This is a genomic window from Sphingobacterium sp. HMA12, assembly GCF_002933815.1.
GTDB lineage: Bacteria > Bacteroidota > Bacteroidia > Sphingobacteriales > Sphingobacteriaceae > Sphingobacterium.
In genome coordinates, this window is the sequence record NZ_BEYR01000006.1 from 227,396 (window position 1) to 244,879 (window position 17,484).

15 protein-coding genes are annotated in these 17,484 nt (G+C 38.4%); 4 read left to right on the forward strand and 11 right to left on the reverse strand.

From position 1 onward, the window contains the following. Positions 1–86 precede the first annotated feature (86 nt). The 9 genes from HMAT_RS23755 to HMAT_RS23795 all read right to left on the reverse strand — a co-directional run bounded on the left by HMAT_RS23755 (position 87) and on the right by HMAT_RS23795 (position 9,772). Positions 87–821: a hypothetical protein gene (locus HMAT_RS23755; RefSeq protein ID WP_104385319.1), complete on the reverse strand. Its 735-nt coding sequence runs from the start codon at positions 819–821 to the stop codon at positions 87–89. Between the two features lie 331 nt (positions 822–1,152). Further along, a complete protein-coding gene (locus tag HMAT_RS23760; protein WP_158656082.1) occupies positions 1,153–2,868 on the reverse strand; it encodes a tetratricopeptide repeat protein in 1,716 nt (571 codons plus the stop codon). A 178-nt stretch (positions 2,869–3,046) separates the two neighbouring features. After that, positions 3,047–3,646: a 5-formyltetrahydrofolate cyclo-ligase gene (locus tag HMAT_RS23765; protein ID WP_104385321.1), complete on the reverse strand. Its 600-nt coding sequence runs from the start codon at positions 3,644–3,646 to the stop codon at positions 3,047–3,049. A 165-nt stretch (positions 3,647–3,811) separates the two neighbouring features. After that, positions 3,812–4,372 carry an elongation factor P gene (gene efp / locus HMAT_RS23770; RefSeq protein WP_077438233.1) on the reverse strand — a complete coding sequence of 187 codons (561 nt, stop codon included), beginning with the start codon at positions 4,370–4,372 and terminating at the stop codon, positions 3,812–3,814. Positions 4,373–4,456: 84 nt separating this feature from the next. Next, positions 4,457–5,080, reverse strand: a complete 624-nt coding sequence (locus HMAT_RS23775) for an ABC transporter ATP-binding protein (RefSeq protein WP_104385322.1) — start codon at positions 5,078–5,080, stop codon at positions 4,457–4,459. Positions 5,081–5,103: 23 nt separating this feature from the next. Then, a complete protein-coding gene (gene lpxA, locus HMAT_RS23780) occupies positions 5,104–5,892 on the reverse strand; it encodes an acyl-ACP--UDP-N-acetylglucosamine O-acyltransferase (RefSeq protein ID WP_075990789.1) in 789 nt (262 codons plus the stop codon). Between the two features lie 10 nt (positions 5,893–5,902). Further along, positions 5,903–7,303: a bifunctional UDP-3-O-[3-hydroxymyristoyl] N-acetylglucosamine deacetylase/3-hydroxyacyl-ACP dehydratase gene (locus tag HMAT_RS23785; protein ID WP_199768752.1), complete on the reverse strand. Its 1,401-nt coding sequence runs from the start codon at positions 7,301–7,303 to the stop codon at positions 5,903–5,905. Positions 7,304–7,447: 144 nt separating this feature from the next. Beyond that, positions 7,448–8,488, reverse strand: coding sequence for a UDP-3-O-(3-hydroxymyristoyl)glucosamine N-acyltransferase (gene lpxD, locus HMAT_RS23790; RefSeq protein ID WP_104385324.1), 1,041 nt, complete (start codon positions 8,486–8,488; stop codon positions 7,448–7,450). A gap of 33 nt (positions 8,489–8,521) precedes the next feature. Further along, positions 8,522–9,772, reverse strand: coding sequence for an HD domain-containing protein (locus HMAT_RS23795; RefSeq protein ID WP_104385325.1), 1,251 nt, complete (start codon positions 9,770–9,772; stop codon positions 8,522–8,524). Between the two features lie 267 nt (positions 9,773–10,039). Here HMAT_RS23795 and HMAT_RS23800 point away from each other — a divergent pair, with 267 nt between their 5' ends. Genes HMAT_RS23800 through HMAT_RS23810 form a run of 3 tightly spaced genes read left to right on the forward strand, consistent with a single transcriptional unit; the run spans position 10,040 to position 13,083 of the window. Then, positions 10,040–11,593 (forward strand): bifunctional response regulator/alkaline phosphatase family protein, encoded by a 1,554-nt coding sequence (locus tag HMAT_RS23800; protein ID WP_104385326.1) that lies wholly within the window; start codon positions 10,040–10,042, stop codon positions 11,591–11,593. Positions 11,594–11,605: 12 nt separating this feature from the next. Beyond that, the gene (tsaE, locus tag HMAT_RS23805) at positions 11,606–12,016 is read left to right on the forward strand and encodes a tRNA (adenosine(37)-N6)-threonylcarbamoyltransferase complex ATPase subunit type 1 TsaE (protein WP_104385327.1); all 411 of its coding nucleotides are present in this window, start codon (positions 11,606–11,608) and stop codon (positions 12,014–12,016) included. A gap of 23 nt (positions 12,017–12,039) precedes the next feature. Continuing rightward, positions 12,040–13,083, forward strand: coding sequence for an ABC transporter ATP-binding protein (locus HMAT_RS23810; protein WP_104385328.1), 1,044 nt, complete (start codon positions 12,040–12,042; stop codon positions 13,081–13,083). Here HMAT_RS23810 and HMAT_RS23815 read toward each other — a convergent pair. Together HMAT_RS23815 and HMAT_RS23820 are read right to left on the reverse strand one after the other, a co-directional pair. Further along, on the reverse strand, positions 13,080–13,931 hold the full coding sequence (locus HMAT_RS23815; RefSeq protein WP_104385329.1) for an alpha/beta hydrolase: 852 nt from the start codon (positions 13,929–13,931) through the stop codon (positions 13,080–13,082). The genes HMAT_RS23810 and HMAT_RS23815 overlap by 4 nt on opposite strands. A 165-nt stretch (positions 13,932–14,096) precedes the next feature. Beyond that, on the reverse strand, positions 14,097–15,308 hold the full coding sequence (locus HMAT_RS23820) for an alanine dehydrogenase (RefSeq protein ID WP_104385330.1): 1,212 nt from the start codon (positions 15,306–15,308) through the stop codon (positions 14,097–14,099). A 224-nt stretch (positions 15,309–15,532) separates the two neighbouring features. Between HMAT_RS23820 and HMAT_RS23825 the strand changes: the two genes are divergently transcribed. Next, positions 15,533–17,458: a nucleoside-diphosphate sugar epimerase/dehydratase gene (locus tag HMAT_RS23825; RefSeq protein WP_104385405.1), complete on the forward strand. Its 1,926-nt coding sequence runs from the start codon at positions 15,533–15,535 to the stop codon at positions 17,456–17,458. Positions 17,459–17,484 lie beyond the last annotated feature (26 nt).

Consider the following 17,484-nt stretch of genomic DNA (forward strand, 5'->3'; position numbering starts at 1 on the left):
ATATTTTTGGGAATAGTGAATCGGATTGTTCAACTCCTTTTTCTTTTTGCAAATGCTCCCCCCATATCCTGCTCTGCATTTCTTTATCAAAGCTGAAACGCGGCAAGAATTGAAGCCGGATTAAAATCTATTTCATTGAGCACATTTGACCGGCGGCAATCTTTTTCCAGATATAGAATGGTAAAGCCAATGAATATTGAACTGCCTATAAATTCTCCACACTTGATGGTCAGGCTCTTTGCCGGTATAGGATCCTGCTTATATTTCAAGTCGTATTCCCACTCCGTATCTTTTATCTCTTTAGGCTCAAGTTCGTCGAAGTCGAATGAGAAAGCGTAAAATTTGAATACCACCGCATTGCATTTTTCAGGAAGGACGAGTGCTCTTTTGATATCAAACTCCGGAAAAGATATTTTAAGATCCTTCTTTTTGTTCAGGGAGATTAACGGATCGATAAAAAAATAATCCTGCATGTGACAGTTTTCATTAAACTGAAAATTTACCAAGCGATCCAATACACAGTTGCTCAGCCTGCGACTACCTTTGTCGCAATCAAGGTTTGTCTTTATTGCCCGGTAAATTTGCCTATTTAAGCGATTGCCCATCTGCCCATCATGCCGCTTCTGATGAATTTCCCCAAAACACATTCGGATCAGTGCACCGGCACGGCTTATGTTTCCAAAATCTTTACTTGCCCTCTTGGTATCATCTGTCTGTTTGACGCGGTATGGCCTGCTTTGCAGGTAGTTTTTATTGCCGACTTTTCTATTCACCAGTGGACCGACCAGGCCCCTGATAAATCCATTATCATTTATTCCCATACCTAAAGATACTACAGTAAAACCCTGTTTTCAAGCATCTTATTAATTTTTAAAAATTTCCAAATTCGAGTAAAATGACAATTGTAAATCTTGCAATTTTCAAGGGACTTTATTGTAAATAGCTTATGGACAAGTTCGCCCCATGCTCACCCTGCTCTCGACTTGTAAAAAAAATGCAGGCATGGTGAAAGCACCTCAAAAGGTGGACTCAACGTGGACTCACTGTGCACTCAATCTGCTTACAGGTCGAACTTGGTAATAACCAGGTATTAACTTGCTCCCTATTAAAGCACTCCGCCGGCCGAAGGGCGACATTCAATAATTCAGCTTTCTAAACAAATTCTTTATCCGAAATATATTCCATCAATATTCCGGCTTGTCCACCCAATTTCTTTTTCAAACGTTGCATTGATTTTTTGATTGCATCAGGAGTGACGCCCAAAACGTTAGCGACCTCTCTATTATTTAAGCCCATTTTCATAAGCACAATCACCCGCAGATTAGACTCTGTAATATCTGGAAATTTGGCCTGAATATCCTGCAATAAGTTAGGGAACTCCTTGGCCAGCAAAAGCTTAAATTCTTGCCATTTCTCATCCGTGATAAGATGGGATTGCAAAAGTGTTTTAAGTTCATCCCGATCTTTGGCACTTGTTTCCCCCATCTCATCAAGCATTGAAGAAAGAAGATTTATCTGCTCATTGTTGCGTTTGAGATAAACCATGTATTCTTCAATCTGACTTTTGGAACTCATCAGTTCTTTATCCAGTTCGGCTTTGGTATACTTGAGATTTAGCAACTGATATTCATATGCCTGCATGCGCTTCCTCGAACGGTATCTAAAAGCATTGTAGATAAAAAAGAACAGCACCAATACAAACAGGCTTAATATCACCCACAATCTCGTTTCGGCACGTTTCTTTTTTATTAGCGCTTGCGCCAAGGATAACTTGTCGGCATATTTTTGTTTATCTGCCATAAATTTCAATTGCGATAAAACGGGATCTCCATCCAGAAACCGCAATGAATCCTGAAGTTGTTCAATCCTGCGCCGGGCATTGAGCTCTTGCTTCAAATCATGATTTTGAATGGCAAGATTCAACTTATGCTCCTCCAGCTCAAGTATTGTTTTTTTATCGTCAGCGCCTTCCAACAGATGTTCAGTTTCATTGATCAGTTGGCTGACCTCTTGATTTTCTCCCATAGCAATACGCAAGCGAATACGCATCATCAAGGCAAAAATGGTATTTTTATTATTCCCCAGGGATTTCGAAATTTCCAGATCTTTATCTAAAAGTGATAGTGCTTTTTTATAATCTTTCCTCCCTTCATAAATCCGTGCCTGATTGCCCAGAACCTTCGCATAACGAAGAGAATCCTTCTTAGAAAGTGCCAAATTCAGAGCAAGTTCAAAACTTTTCATTGCCTGCACGGTATCCCCACCGCTTTTTAAAGTCAATACACCTAAGTTGTCTAAAATCTCCGCTTTCAATTGCGGAGAAATATCCGCCTGTTGCTGACCTAATTCCAAATACTTAATTCCCGAACGATAATCCCCCAAAGTTCCGAAGAAATAGCCAAGCTTTTTGTAGGTCTGCGTCAGATCTAACATCAGTTCCGTTGGTATATCCTCCAGACCCTTTTCGCCCTCCAATAATAACGGAAGCGCTTCCGAAGCCTTCAAACATCTATACAGATAAAATCCGTACATCACCTTTACCCAAGCTTTGACATTCAGATAATTATAATCCTTTTCCAGATCGAGGGCCTTTAGGTAGTATTTGTCACTAAAGCTATTTCTTCCACCTTCGCTGTCAAAAGATTGATCCGCTAATAAACAATAATAAATTGCAAGCAGGGCGTTATCGTTTTTTCGGATAGCCTGGTTAAAATAAGGCGTTAGGTATCTACTCAATGTAGCACTGGAAGTTCGGTGCCTTTGTGACTCTTGGATGATCGTCTCGTAAAAATTTTTTTCTTCCGCAGAGGAATTGGAATCCATTATATCCATTCCAAAAACAGCGCGACCGGGAATTATGGTTATCAAAAATAGTATAATAAAAAATCTCAGCATACCGGTATAGAAGTCGAATTTCTCACTAAAAATAAAAAATAATTTTAATTAAATCAGCATACACTAAAATCAGCATACAGATAAGAAGAGAAATACACTGATCCGATAAAATAAATCATTAAGCGGAGATTCCCGGACATCTTAGATATCTCTAGAATGAGGCATCGTGCCCATGAGAACTAAAACTATAAATGTGATTTGGTGTAATTGCTTTAGTCAATACAACATCGTGTTCATTTCGATCAGCGATTCGCTCAATTGGATCAAAAAAAGATAATCCTACACGTTGGGTCTCTGACGTACAAAGCGAAAAAAAACGATCATAAAATCCTTTTCCATAACCTACCCGATGACCATCAACATCAAATGCCAACAAAGGAACGAGAATAAAATCAATAACCGAAGGAGATACTTCTACTCCTGCAACAGGCTGCGGAATTCCCCATTCATTCGTCTCGAAAATCGTTTGATGATCAAGGATATAGTGTTGCATAGAATAGTCCGAAAAATTTGAGCGAGATACGACCAAGATAATTTTCGGAAAAAATTCCTTCACATAATTTATGATGGGATAAGTATCGGGTTCATGATATTTTTGGATTGGAAGAAAAACATGTATATAGCTAACCTTTGTTAGATCTATTTTTTGAAATTGCAACAGTAAACCATGGCTAAGACTTTCCTCATCTTCTTTGGAAAGTTGGCATCTTTTTATCTTAAACTCCTGTCTCAATTCCTTTTTAGATTTCATGCTTAAAGATAATTTTTTTATTCCATCATTCAGATAAAACGCATCCAGTAAATGGATGATCTAATTCTCGATAATGAAACTGCAAATAGACGGAAGCAGAAAAAAAACGGCCTTGTAGCGAGCGCTATCAAGACCGAATAATCAACCTAAACCTAAAATCTTATATTACTTTACGCGTTCGATATAATTACCAGTTTGCGTATCGACTCTTACTTTCTCTCCTTGATTAATAAACAAAGGCACCATAATCTCTACTCCTGTTTCTACTGTAGCTTTTTTCAAAGCATTTGTAGAAGTATCTCCTTTCACTGCTGGCTCTGTATAAGTAATTTCCAATTCAACACTTTTAGGTGCTTCTGCCATGATCGGCTCATCACTTTCAAAAGCAATAATTACAGTCATTCCTTCTTTCAGGAAACGAGCTGAATCGCCAAATAAAAATTTGGGGATATTGAATTGTTCGTATGTGTTGTTGTCCATCACGACAAAGAATTCACCATCTTCGTATAAGTATTGATAATCATTCGTTTCCACACGTGCAATCTCAACACTCTCATCAACTCTAAAACGATATTCAACTAATTTTCCGGTCTTCACGTTACGCATTCTTGCTTGATAGAAAGCACGTAAATTACCTGGAGTACGGTGTATATATTCTTCTACAGAGACTAACTCTCCGTTAAATCTTAAAATATTTCCTGATTTTACCTCTGATGCCTTAGCCATTCTTTGAATTGAACTTTAAACGGTTATCTCATTATTGAGTCGTCAAAAATACAAAAACTAATTGTGTTATTAAAATTTCATTCGCTACTTTTTGAAGTCGGCGATAGAAATAGTTTCGTCACAGAATTCGTATTCTTTTTTTTGATTTGAACAAATAATAAACAATCTAAAATCGAGCTTGGTAAGGTCTATTAAATTCAGGTACCATTCTTCTCCAGCACTATCCAGATTGCTTGTTGGCTCGTCCAACAAGACCAAAGGTGAATCGGAGCAACAGGCCAAAACCAATTTAACACGTTGCCGCATACCTGATGAAAAGTGTTTTATTTCTTTATCCAAGGCATTTTCCAGTCCCAACAAATTCACAACACTTTCTTTATCAAAACCTGGGAGATAACTTTTAAACTGAAAATGAAAATCGAGCAATTCACGCAAGGTAAATTCTTCGATTAATTCCATATAAGGTGCGGCAATAGACAGCTGTTGATAAACCTGATCTATACCAATATTGAGTTCTTTATTGGTATAAATCAATTCCCCTTGTGAGGGTGATAAGCTGCCAGAGAGAACCTTCAAGAAGGTTGATTTTCCAGAACCATTTTGTCCGAGAACAGCATAACTCTTTCCGGACTCAAAACAATAATTAATATGCCTGAAAATCCATTCACTGTTATATCTTCGACCAATATCCTTTAATGTTATTTCCAAAGTGATACGATTCGGTAATGCAATTACATTGCTCTATTATTGAATCCCTTCATGATCCCTCGTCCAGAATTTCGGATGAAATCCAAAATTTCATCACGGATTTCCGTTGCCTGATATTCCGCTTCTATAATTTCTATTGCCTTAGCTAGGTTTCTGTTTTGAACAAATAGAATACGGTAAAGGTTTTGAATTTCGGCAATCTGTTCTTCCGAAAATCCTCTCCTCCTCAATCCTACAGAGTTAATTCCGGCGTACGAAATCGGCTCACGGGCTGCTTTTACAAACGGAGGAATATCTTTACGTACCAGAGATCCACCTGTGACAAATGCATGTGACCCAATTTTCACAAACTGATGTACGGCCACCATTCCGGCCAAAACAACATAATCCCCGACGGTAATATGTCCCGCAAGTGTACTATTATTCGAAAACACACAATTGTCGCCCACTTCACAATCGTGTGCAACGTGGCTGTAAGCTTGAATCAAGCAGTTTTTACCAATGACAGTTTTATATCTATCCTTCGTTCCCCGATTAATTGTCACACACTCACGAATCGTTGTATTATCACCAATTTCTGCTGTTGTAATTTCACCATCAAATTTTAAATCTTGAGGTTCACCAGAAATCACGGCGCCGGGATATATCTTACAGTTTTTTCCAATTCGAGCTCCATCCATAATGGTCACATTTGAGCCTATCCAAGTTCCCTCTCCAATGACAACGTCTTTGTAAATGGTTACAAATGGTTCAATGACCACATTTTTAGCAATCTTTGCTTCTGGATGAATATAAGCTAATGGCTGTATCATCTATACTTCTTTAGTTGTTATTTACTCTTACGATCTGTGCCATAAGTTCAGCCTCACAGACAATTTTCTCTCCTACCATGGCCACACCTTTCATTTTAGCGATACCTCTCCGGATTGGTTCCATTAAATCACATCTAAAAATAACAGAGTCTCCGGGAGTAACTTGCGCTTTAAAACGTGCATTCTCGATTTTGAGAAATAATGTTAACCAATTTTCAGGATCTGGAACAGTCTTTAATACCAAGATACCGCCAGTCTGTGCCATCGCTTCGACCTGCAACACACCCGGAAATAACGGAGCTCCAGGAAAATGACCCATAAATAGATCTTCATTCATGGTTACATTCTTTAATCCCACAACATGTGTCTCGGTTAACTCCAAAATTTTATCGACCATAAGCATTGGTTGACGATGTGGAAGAATTTTCATGATCTCCACGGTATCATACAATGCCGGCATATTTGGATCGTAAACTTTTATTTTTTTACGGGTTTTATCTTTCTTAATCTGCTCTTTAATTTTCTTTGCAAAAGCGACATTTGCAGCATGTCCCGGACGGGCAGCCATAATATGGCCTTTCAGAGGTCTTCCCACTAAAGCCAAATCACCTACCATATCCAACAGTTTATGTCGGGCCGGCTCATTCTGATGACGCAACTGATTATTATTCAGGATCCCCTCTTTGGCAACAGCAACAGTCTCTTTATGGAAAAGATGTGCAAGCTTCTGTAGTTCTTCAGGCGTAGTTTCTTTATCAACAATCACGATCGCATTGCTTAGATCCCCACCTTTGATCAATCCATGATCGACGAGCATCTCCAATTCATGCAAAAAACAAAACGTACGCGAAGAAGCGATTTCAGCTTTAAAATCTTCAATAGAAGTAATCGCCGCATGTTGGCTCCCCAATACAGGTGAGTTAAAATCGATCATACAAGTCAACCGATAACCATCCATAGGCATTCCCAAGATCTCAACTTTACGATCTGGCTCAGCATAATGGATATTATTGGATATCTCATAATAATCTCTATCAGCATCTTGTTCTTCAAACCCCGCTTCTTCCAACAATTTCACAAAAATTGCTGAACTCCCATCTAATATCGGAATTTCAGGACCATCAATATCAATCAGGACGTTATCGATTTGCAGACCAATTAATGATGCCATTAAATGTTCGATCGTACTAACACTTGCTCCATTTTGAGAAATGGTAGTTCCTCGGGAAGTGTCTGTGACGTTATCTGCATCAACCAGAATCTCTGGCTGACCTTCTAAATCTACACGTCTGAACTTAAACCAGTGATTTTCCGGAGCCGGTTTGATCGTCATAGATACAATTTTCCCTGTATGAAGACCTACCCCCGAAATTTCAACCTCGTTTTTGATGGTTCTCTGTTTCACATTCATTTCTAATAACATATTTTTAAATCAAAACTTCTTTTGACGGAACCATCATGAGATTATAATATTTATATCGAAATAGCAGCAAGCTAGGACTGCTCATGATAGCTTCATTACAATTAAATAACAGTTTATTTCAATGAAAAAAGATTATTTTAACTTCGATTCTATTAATTTTTCTAGCTCCTGGATACGTTTCTCCAGTTCTGGAAGACGAGCAAAAATGACATTGGATCTTAACTGAGGCTGATACGGCATTACCGGCGTCCCACCCCATTTTTTCCCCTCATCTTTAATTGATCTGTTAACGCCGGATTGAGCCTGTATTTGGGAGCCTTTAGCCACAACAATATGACCAACAACGCCAACCTGACCACCTAATACCACACGCTCTCCAATTTTTGAGCTTCCAGAAATCCCTGTCTGTGCAGCAATAACTGTATTCTTACCAATATCAACGTTATGTGCTATCTGAATCAAATTATCTAACTTGACGCCGTCACGAACTATCGTAGCTCCCATTGTCGCTCTATCGATCACCGTATTGGCGCCAATCTCGACATTATCTTCTATTTGAACGTATCCTATTTGAGGAACCTTCTTATAAGTACCATCTTCCTGCGGCGCGAAACCAAAACCATCAGACCCAATCACAACGCCCGAATGAACAACTACATTCTTACCTACTTTACAGTCATGATAGATCTTCACTCCTGGATACAACGTTGTGTTATCATCAATAGTGACTTTGTCCCCTATAAAAACCTGTGGATAAATTTTCACATGATCTCCAATCTTCGCTCCCTTACCGATATAGGCAAATGCCCCAATATATCCCCCTGTGCCTATTGTTGCCTCAGGATGTATAAAACATGGTTCTTCACGTCCGCTTTTATCAAGACGAAATTCGTTATACATATTCAGTATGGTAGAGAAAGCCGCATACGCATTCTTTACACGAATAATCGTGAGTGTCGGTTTGGTATCTTGCATCAATTGCAAATCTTCATTCACAATGACAATGGAAGCATCCGTGTTATAAATAAAATGCTCATATTTTGGATTTGACAAAAAAGAAAGATCGCCTTTTTTACCTTCCTCAATTTTGGCAAGGTTACCTACAGTAACTTCTGGATTCCCCTCAATCCTTCCTTCTAATAATGTCCCTATTTGTTGAGCAGTAAATTGCATGGTACAAATCTATGTTTTTTTATTAAAAAATAACTATCCAGCAGAAGGAATTGCAATATATCCCACCTCTTTTGGATAACATAACGCATATTTGGATACATTTTTAGACAATGCTTCTAAATTTCCAAGATCCGATGCTTCGGTAATATCAATGAGTTCACCAGATTTCAATAATATCTTGATTTGATCGTTTGAGGGGTTATATGCACGATTGTGAATTTCTTCCGTAAATACATAATAATGGATATCTTCCTGTCTTACTCCCAAGAACGCTTGCACCTTGCTTTTTACCAGTTCAAGATATGCTGTAGAAAAGGGCTTATTGCTCATTATTGAACGATATAGATCCCTTTTCATAATTCGCTGGCACATTTTACTCAAAATCTCATCCTCATGTCGTTCCCATGTTTTTATTGCGGACATAATATCCGTATCATCTAAACGGGTAAACCAGTCTAAATGCAACGGGTCATCCAAAAAATTTGTGCGATCAACCTGCTGACTCAAAAACCAATGAAATGCTGGCGTAGAAAAAAGTTCCTTACCAGATGCGGTCAAGTCTTTCGCTCTTTGTAAAATTTTAATCAATAATTGCTCTGCTCCGATAACGGTTTTGTGTAAATAGACCTGCCAATACATTAACCTCCGCGCAATAAGGAATTTTTCCACGGAATAGAGCCCCTTATATTCAACGACAATCTCATCATTCACAACATTCAACATCTTTATAATCCGATCGAATGAAATGACCCCTTCAGAAACTCCCGTGAAGAAGCTGTCTCGATTTAAATAGTCCATGCGATCCACATCCAATTGACTTGAAACAAGCTGATGAAGGAATTTTCGCTCATATTGATTATTAAAAATAGCAATAGCCAAGCTTAATCTCCCTCCTAGATCTTGATTTATGCGATCCATCAGCAAGGAGGAAAGCAACTCGTGTGAAACACCCACAATCAAACTATGTTCTAAAGAGTGAGAAAAAGGCCCATGACCGATATCATGCAATAAAATAGCAGCCAAGACCGCCTCTTCTTCAAGCACTGAAATTTCGATCCCCTTGCTCCGAAGGGTTTCCAATGCCATCGACATAAGATGCATAGCACCTATTGCATGTTGAAACCGTGTATGCAATGCTCCAGGGTACACCAAGTGAGTCATACTCACCTGTTTAATATAACGAAGTCGCTGAAAATAAGGGTGCTGTACAAGGTCAAAGACCAATCCCGTCGGAATGGCAACAAACCCATACACAGGATCATTGATGATTTTATTTTTGTTCAATGTGGCGATAAATTAATACTACTTTTCAACATATTAAATTGAAAACCTAGTTTTTAAAACACAAACTTATGGTTATCACTAATATAAACTTAAAACAAAGATAGTTAGTTCATCGTTAAGAAATGTTAAAAATAAATCTAAAGCACGATATTTGCTTATGTTAGTATCATATTGAAATCCATTCAATAAACGAGGTATTTTCTTTTGTTACAATTCAATTTTGAGTAACACTACCAACCTCTCATACAAGTAGACATATATAACAAGATGCAAAAAACACATATTCTCTGGGCTGATGACGAAATTGACTTTCTAAAACCTCATATTTTATTTTTAGAAAGTAAGGGGTATAAAGTTGATACGGTCAACAATGGAAACGATGCGGTTGAAGCCTTTAAAAATGGTTTTTTTCATTTAATCTTTCTGGATGAAAATATGCCGGGACTAACCGGACTCGAAACACTTGCGATCATCAAATCCATTAATCCGACCGTTCCGATCGTACTCGTCACCAAGAATGAAGAAGAACATGTCATGGAGGATGCCATTGGCTCCAAAATAGATGATTATCTCATCAAGCCTGTAAATCCCAAGCAGATTTTGATGACAATAAAAAAGCTCACCGAAAATAAACGCATTGTCAATGAGAAAACCTCCATGGCCTACCAGCAGGATTTCCGCAATCTAGGCATGATATTAAATGATGACTTAGATTTTACGCAATGGTCAGAAGTATATAAAAAACTTGTTTACTGGGAATTGTCACTCGAAAAGCTTGAGGACAACAATATGCATGAAATATTGACGATGCAGAAGTCCGAGGCAAATATGCAGTTTTCAAAATTTGTCGAAAACAATTATATCAATTGGATCAATCGCCCAGAGAATGGCCCTATTTTGTCCCATCAATTGTTTAAAAAGAAAGTATTTCCAGTCCTTGAAGATGATATCGCGACTTTCTTCGTACTGATAGACAATTTGCGTTTTGACCAATGGAAAATCATCAACGAGGTAATTACAGATTATTTTAGACTGGAAGAGGAGATCAATTATTTCAGTATCCTGCCAACTGCTACTCAATATGCAAGAAACGCAATTTTCAGTGGCTTAACGCCATTGGAAATGGAAAAACGTTTTCCTAAGTTATGGCAAAATGACGAGGATGAAGGGGGCAAGAACTTATATGAAGACAAATTTCTAGATGACCAGGTCAAAAGGTTATATCGTAAACCGATAAAACATTCTTACACCAAAGTTTTGACACTTGAACAAGGCAAGGACGTTTTAGATAATTTAGGAAACTTGATGCATAATCAGCTCAATGTACTGGTCTACAACTTTGTTGATATGCTATCCCATGCACGAACGGACAGTTCCATGATTCGTGAACTGGCGAATGATGAAGCGGCATACCGTTCGCTTACACTATCCTGGTTTGAACATTCACCTCTTTTAGAGACCCTAAAATGGCTTTCACAGAAAAAGGTGCGTGTTATTATCACAACAGACCATGGAACGATTCGAGTCAAAAAACCGAGCAAAATCGTCGGAGATAGAAATACAAATACAAATCTCCGCTATAAACAAGGGAAAAATCTAAACTACATTGAAAAAGATGTATTTACAATAAAGAATCCCCATGACGCACAATTACCCAAACTTCATGTGAGCTCAACTTATGTATTTGCCAAAGAGGATTCCTACTTTGTTTATCCCAACAATTATAATCAATTTGTCAACTACTTCAACGGAACATTCCAACATGGGGGAATATCATTGGAAGAAATGATCATCCCCTTTGCGACATACTTGCCGAAATAGTAATTTTGCAACATGGAAATTATCGTAAATACAACGGCAGATCTTTCTGTTGCAGCCCAAACTCTTTTGAACAGGTTTCCAAAGGATCGAATTTTTCTACTATATGGCCCAATGGGTGCAGGAAAAACAACCTTTATAAAATATTTGTGTGAACAATTAGGTGTAAAAGATAGCACCTCGAGTCCTACTTTTTCGATTGTTAATGAATATGATTCTGATAACGGATCTATCTATCATTTTGATTTTTACCGGATTAAAAATGAGCAGGAGGCATTTGACTTTGGTTATGAGGAATATTTCTATTCGGGAGCATATTGCTTCATTGAATGGCCTGAAAAAATCCCCAATCTATTGCCTGAAGAAGCAAAGAAAATACAGATCAGCATCGTGGATGCCGATACCCGAAAAATATCTATCCGTTAATCTAGCATTTATCATTCTCCATTATGGCTCATTCATCGTCTTGTCAATATATTCCATCAGATACCCACGTCTCCGGATTAGCAGCTATTCATGCCGAACAATTAAGTTTCTCATTTCATGAAAACAATGTGCAGTTTGCTGTCGAAAATGCTTCTTTTGATATTGAAGAAGGAAAGATAACCGCTATTATCGGTGAATCAGGAAGCGGAAAAAGTACACTTCTTAGATTAATCTATGGCTTGTTGGAACCAACCGACGGAGTAGTGCGGTATAAAGGCTGGCAAGTTCCCACACGCAAAGACAAGCTAATACCCGGACATGATGCCATGAAGCTTGTGTCACAAGGATTCGACGATTTAAACACTTACGCAAATGTATGGGATAATGTCGCTTCACAGCTACCTAATACAGATATTAAACGTAAACAGGATAAAACCGCCGAGATTTTACAACGCTTGCGCATAGATCATTTGGCAAAAAAAAGGGTCGCTGACATCAGTGGCGGAGAAAAACAGCGCGTTGCTATCTGCCGCGCGTTGATCAACGAACCTGAAGTACTGTTGATGGATGAACCGTTTAACCAAGTCGATGCATCCTTTCGGGACACCCTACAACAGGACATCAAAGATATTGTCAGGGATACAGGACTGACGATAATTTTAGTTTCGCACGATCCCACCGAGGTGCTCGCACTTGCGGACAATCTTATTGTGATGAAATCAGGTAAAATATTGGATCAAAATAATCCACATGTACTCTATAGTCAGCCATCACACCCGTATACGGCACAGCTGCTGGCAAAAAGTAATATTTTAAATGCTTTACAGGCACAAAATTTGGGTATTAAAAGCGAAAAGTCCATTGCAATTCACCAGGAATGGATTTCTTTTTCACCCACAGAAGAATCGGCTTTCTTTGTCAAAGACAGCAAATTCAGAGGTTTTTATTATGAAATTGTGATTTCCAATAATACAGTTGATCTGCATTGTGTCACCACTTCACAGTTAATTCCCAAAAAAAATCAAGCCGTTGATCTAACAATTTCCAATTGGATTGCTTTCGATTAATTTAAGGTCGACAGCCAGGAAAGAAATGCATCAAACCATTTTTTTTCCGAAGTTTTATTGATTAATCCGAATCCGTGGCCACCTTCATCAAAGACATAGAGCGTATTTGGAACATTCGCCTTATCCAGCGCAGTCATCATCCTATAGCTATTTTCAATAGGAACAGCTGTGTCATCTTTAGCATGTACAAAGAAAGTTGGACATACTTCCGAAGAAACCTGTAGATCTGAAGAAAATAACCGGACAACTTCTTCAGATGGGTTTTCTCCAATGAGATTAATTTTTGAGCCTTTATGCGTCACATCATTTTGCATTGAGATAACGGGATATATCAGTCCCGCAAAATCGGGGCGCAGTGACACATGTGACGGATTGGCGATATACGCTTTCTTAAACTTGGTCATGAGGGTTGATGCAAGATGTCCCCCCGCGGAAAAACCAATAACACCGACTTTTTTTAGTTGCGGGTTGGAACTACGAATCAACTGCATCGCCCGTTGGGCGTCTTGGAGCGGTCCGATACTCTTATCCCGCATAATATTTGGCGAAGGCAGTCTATATTGCAATACGTATGCTGCATAGCCGTTCTTCACAAGCTCCTTAGCGACCGCATGCCCTTCATGATCCATAGCAATATGTGAATACCCTCCCCCCGGGATCACAAGCACGGCAATATTTTTAGCTATATTTTTATCTGGCGTATAGATAAATAATTTAGGTGTATTTTTTCCCAAAAGAGCTTGAGCTTTATCAGCTGCATTTGGAATAGAATCCTGATAAAGATTAATCGCTTCCTGAGCCTTTGCAAGCGAAATCAAAGCACATAAGATCATAAGAATTGTTTTCATTTGTATTTATTTTATCATTGTTAGGTTTCTGTTTCTTACTTGCTTTGGTTGTTCTTCTTTAAACGACCATATAACCAAATATCGTCAACCGATAGTAAATTCTTTCGTACCGACTGGATATAATATCTTCTCTCTATCTTAGCCGATTAAACATGATTACCTGAGCTAGAGTGATGACACAACCAGTAAATCCAAATCTTTTGCTGTCATATTAAATCGGGAAGCCATATCGGCATTGGTTAGGTTACCTTGGTATAAATAGATTGAGCTTCTTATTCCCGGACTTTTCCAAATCGCATTTCTCAAACCGCCCAATTCAGCAAAGTCCAACAAGATGGATGTGAAAATGTTGCTCATCGCATAGGTTGCCGTACGTGCCACCCGCGACGCAATATTTGGAACACAATAGTGGATGACATCAAATTTTCTAAAAACCGGCTTATCATGCGAAGTGACTTCCGATGTCTCAAAATTTCCACCCTGATCAATGCTGACATCAATAACAACCGAATTAGGTTTCATCTTTGAAACTGTTTCTTCGGAAATCACACAAGCAGAGCGACCATTCTGCGCTCGTAATGCACCAATGACAACATCCGAACTTATTACGGCCTTATTCAGGATAATGGGCTGAATAACGGAAGTAAACACCCTGCTTCCCAGATTGTTTTGCAAACGCCGAAGTTTGTAAATCGAATTATCAAAGACCTTTACCTGAGCCCCTAGCGCCAAAGCTGTTCGTGCAGCTTGTTCTCCTACCGTCCCGGCTCCAATAATAACGACTTCCGTAGATGCGACTCCAGTAACGCCACCGAGCATAAGTCCCTTTCCGCCAAATGCATTACTTAGATATTCTCCAGCAATTAAGGTTGCGGTTGCACCAACAATTTCACTCATTGCCCGTACCACAGCCAAACAACCACCCTCATCCCTAAGGTACTCATAAGAGATTGCGGTAATTTTTTTATGCATAAGCGCCTTTAATACTTCCAAATTCATTAGTGATGGTTGCTGGGAAGATAAAAGGACTTGCCTTTCCTTCATCAATTTAACTTCTGACACGGTAGGGCTGCCAACTTTAATAATCAAATCGGCTTGATAGATCTCTTCTCTCGAAGACACTATCCGGGCACCTTGTTCACTATAATGGTGATCTAAAAAATTAGCTCCAGCACCAGCTCCAGTCTCAATTAATACCTCATGACCATTCTCAACCAACAATGCCACAGCCAAGGGTGTTAAGCATATACGCTTTTCCTGAAGTGAGGTCTCTTTTGGAATACCAATAAAAAGACTTTTTTCATTCTTCTTCTTCTCAAAAAGCATCTCTTTTGGAGACATCATGGCCTGACTCGCAAGCTTCCCTAACTCATTCATTTTGTTAAATTGACTTTAGTTAAAATTACGATAAATAATCAATCTAATCAAACGAAGATAAAATTGTTGCCGCATGCCCTTCATTGTCCAAGTAATATCGCAATTCTTAGTGCACTTATCTGAGCTCATGCTCCATTATATATTGTAAAAGATTAATACATATAAAGACCATTGGAATGAAACAAAATTATCTACATTTGTCTAAATTAATCAGACATAATACCATGCTAAGTAAAATCAGTATCGTACCCAGATGGATCATTTTTTTATTGGACATTTTCAGTGTTTCTATTGCCTATCTCCTTGCAAACGTTATTTATTACGATTTTAACTTCGACTTTCTCCTTGACATAGATTTCAGCATACGATATATTTTGTTTATTAGCGTTTGCTCCCTATCATTTTACTTATTCAAAATGTATACGGGAATAATTCGTTACACAAGTGCCATTGACTCCATACGAATATTATCTACTATAATATTTAGCGTATTCATGCTTTTGGTCATCAAATTGATTATCCAGGCAAACGAAATCGAGCGAAATATTCCGACGGCATTAATCATCTTCTTTGCGCTCTTCTCTTTTTTGATATTAACGGTCTATCGAACCATTATCAAAATTTTCTTTTTATACACTAAAAAGGTCAATGGCAGCAGAAAGAAAACTTTAATCTATGGTGCCGGTGATCTCGGTATCGCGGTAAAAAGAACTTTAGACCATGACATTCGATCGAAAAATGCCATTATAGGTTTTTTGGATGATAACGATCAGAAAATTAACAAAGTAATTGATGGAACGAAAATTTACTCTTCCAAAAAGTTTAATCATCTTATCAATACCCTGAACGTGGAGGAGGTCATTATTGCATCACATAATATTCCTTCGGAACGCAAGAATGAAATTACGGATATTGCCCTCGAAAGGAACGTAAGCATCTTAACACTCCCGCCAGTTAAAAAAATCATGAATGGAGATCTTAATCCCAATCAGATCCAGAAAATAAAAATTGAAGATCTATTGGAAAGAGATCCGATCAAAATCAATGACGACCATATCCTAAGCCAGACAAAAGGCAAAAGAATACTTGTTACTGGTGCCGCAGGGTCAATCGGAAGCGAAATTGCCTCTCAATTGGGGAAATATGAACCTCAGATGATTATTCTGTGTGACCAAGCAGAATCACCGTTACATAATTTACAGCTGGATCTGCAGGACGAATTTCCGAATCAGGTGTATCATACCTATATCGCTGATATCAGAAGTACAAAAAGAATGCGTTTGCTCTTTGAAACATTCAAACCACATTATGTATACCATGCGGCCGCATACAAACATGTCCCCATGATGGAAAATCATCCCCTGGAAGCGGTACAGACCAATATCTTGGGAACTAAAAATCTAGCTGACCTAGCCGTAGAATTTCAGGTCGAAAAATTTGTTTTCGTTTCAACGGACAAAGCCGTTAATCCAACGAACATTATGGGTGCGACAAAGCGAATTGCCGAGATATATGTTCAATCACTAAACAATCACCTGGAGAGCCTTCAGGATGGGAAAGTGAACACTAAATTTATTACAACACGATTCGGAAATGTGCTTGGATCCAATGGTTCTGTCATTCCGAGGTTTAGAGATCAAATCCAGAAAGGAGGCCCTGTTACAGTAACCCATCCTGAAATTACCCGTTATTTTATGACTATCCCCGAAGCCTGCCGACTTGTTCTTGAAGCCGGTGCAATGGGGCAAGGAGGGGAGATATTTGTCTTTGATATGGGTAAATCCGTAAAAATAGTTGAGCTGGCCAAGAAGATGATCCGTCTTTCCGGATTTAAACCGAATGAAGATATCGAAATCAAGTTCACCGGTTTAAGGCCTGGAGAAAAACTCTATGAAGAGTTGCTAAATGACCTCGAGAATACGCTTCCGACACATCATGAGAAAATTATGATCGCCAAAGTCCGTGAAAATAATTATAATATTGTCAGTCTAAAATTGGCTGAATTAAAAGAAAGGTTAGCTACTCAAAATAAAAATGAGGTTGTCTACCAGATGAAGCTTATCGTTCCAGAATTTAAAAGTAAAAATTCAATCTATGAACAGCTGGACAAAGAAATCGAATTATCAAATGAGTCCGAAAACAAAAGTTAATTCACTTTAAAATTTCCAAAATACTT

Excerpts from the sequence above, each read along its gene's own strand:
- lpxA (WP_075990789.1), bottom strand. The coding sequence starts at position 5,892 with ATGATACAGCCATTAGCTTATATTCATCCAGAAGCAAAGATTGCTAAA.
- HMAT_RS23785 (WP_199768752.1), bottom strand. The coding sequence starts at position 7,303 with ATGAATGTGAAACAGAGAACCATCAAAAACGAGGTTGAAATTTCGGGG.
- tsaE (WP_104385327.1), top strand. The coding sequence starts at position 11,606 with ATGGAAATTATCGTAAATACAACGGCAGATCTTTCTGTTGCAGCCCAA.
- HMAT_RS23820 (WP_104385330.1), bottom strand. The coding sequence starts at position 15,308 with ATGAATGAGTTAGGGAAGCTTGCGAGTCAGGCCATGATGTCTCCAAAA.
- efp (WP_077438233.1), bottom strand. The coding sequence starts at position 4,372 with ATGGCTAAGGCATCAGAGGTAAAATCAGGAAATATTTTAAGATTTAAC.
- HMAT_RS23765 (WP_104385321.1), bottom strand. The coding sequence starts at position 3,646 with ATGAAATCTAAAAAGGAATTGAGACAGGAGTTTAAGATAAAAAGATGC.
- HMAT_RS23755 (WP_104385319.1), bottom strand. The coding sequence starts at position 821 with ATGGGAATAAATGATAATGGATTTATCAGGGGCCTGGTCGGTCCACTG.
- HMAT_RS23825 (WP_104385405.1), top strand. The coding sequence starts at position 15,533 with ATGCTAAGTAAAATCAGTATCGTACCCAGATGGATCATTTTTTTATTG.
- HMAT_RS23800 (WP_104385326.1), top strand. The coding sequence starts at position 10,040 with ATGCAAAAAACACATATTCTCTGGGCTGATGACGAAATTGACTTTCTA.
- HMAT_RS23815 (WP_104385329.1), bottom strand. The coding sequence starts at position 13,931 with ATGAAAACAATTCTTATGATCTTATGTGCTTTGATTTCGCTTGCAAAG.
- HMAT_RS23810 (WP_104385328.1), top strand. The coding sequence starts at position 12,040 with ATGGCTCATTCATCGTCTTGTCAATATATTCCATCAGATACCCACGTC.
- lpxD (WP_104385324.1), bottom strand. The coding sequence starts at position 8,488 with ATGCAATTTACTGCTCAACAAATAGGGACATTATTAGAAGGAAGGATT.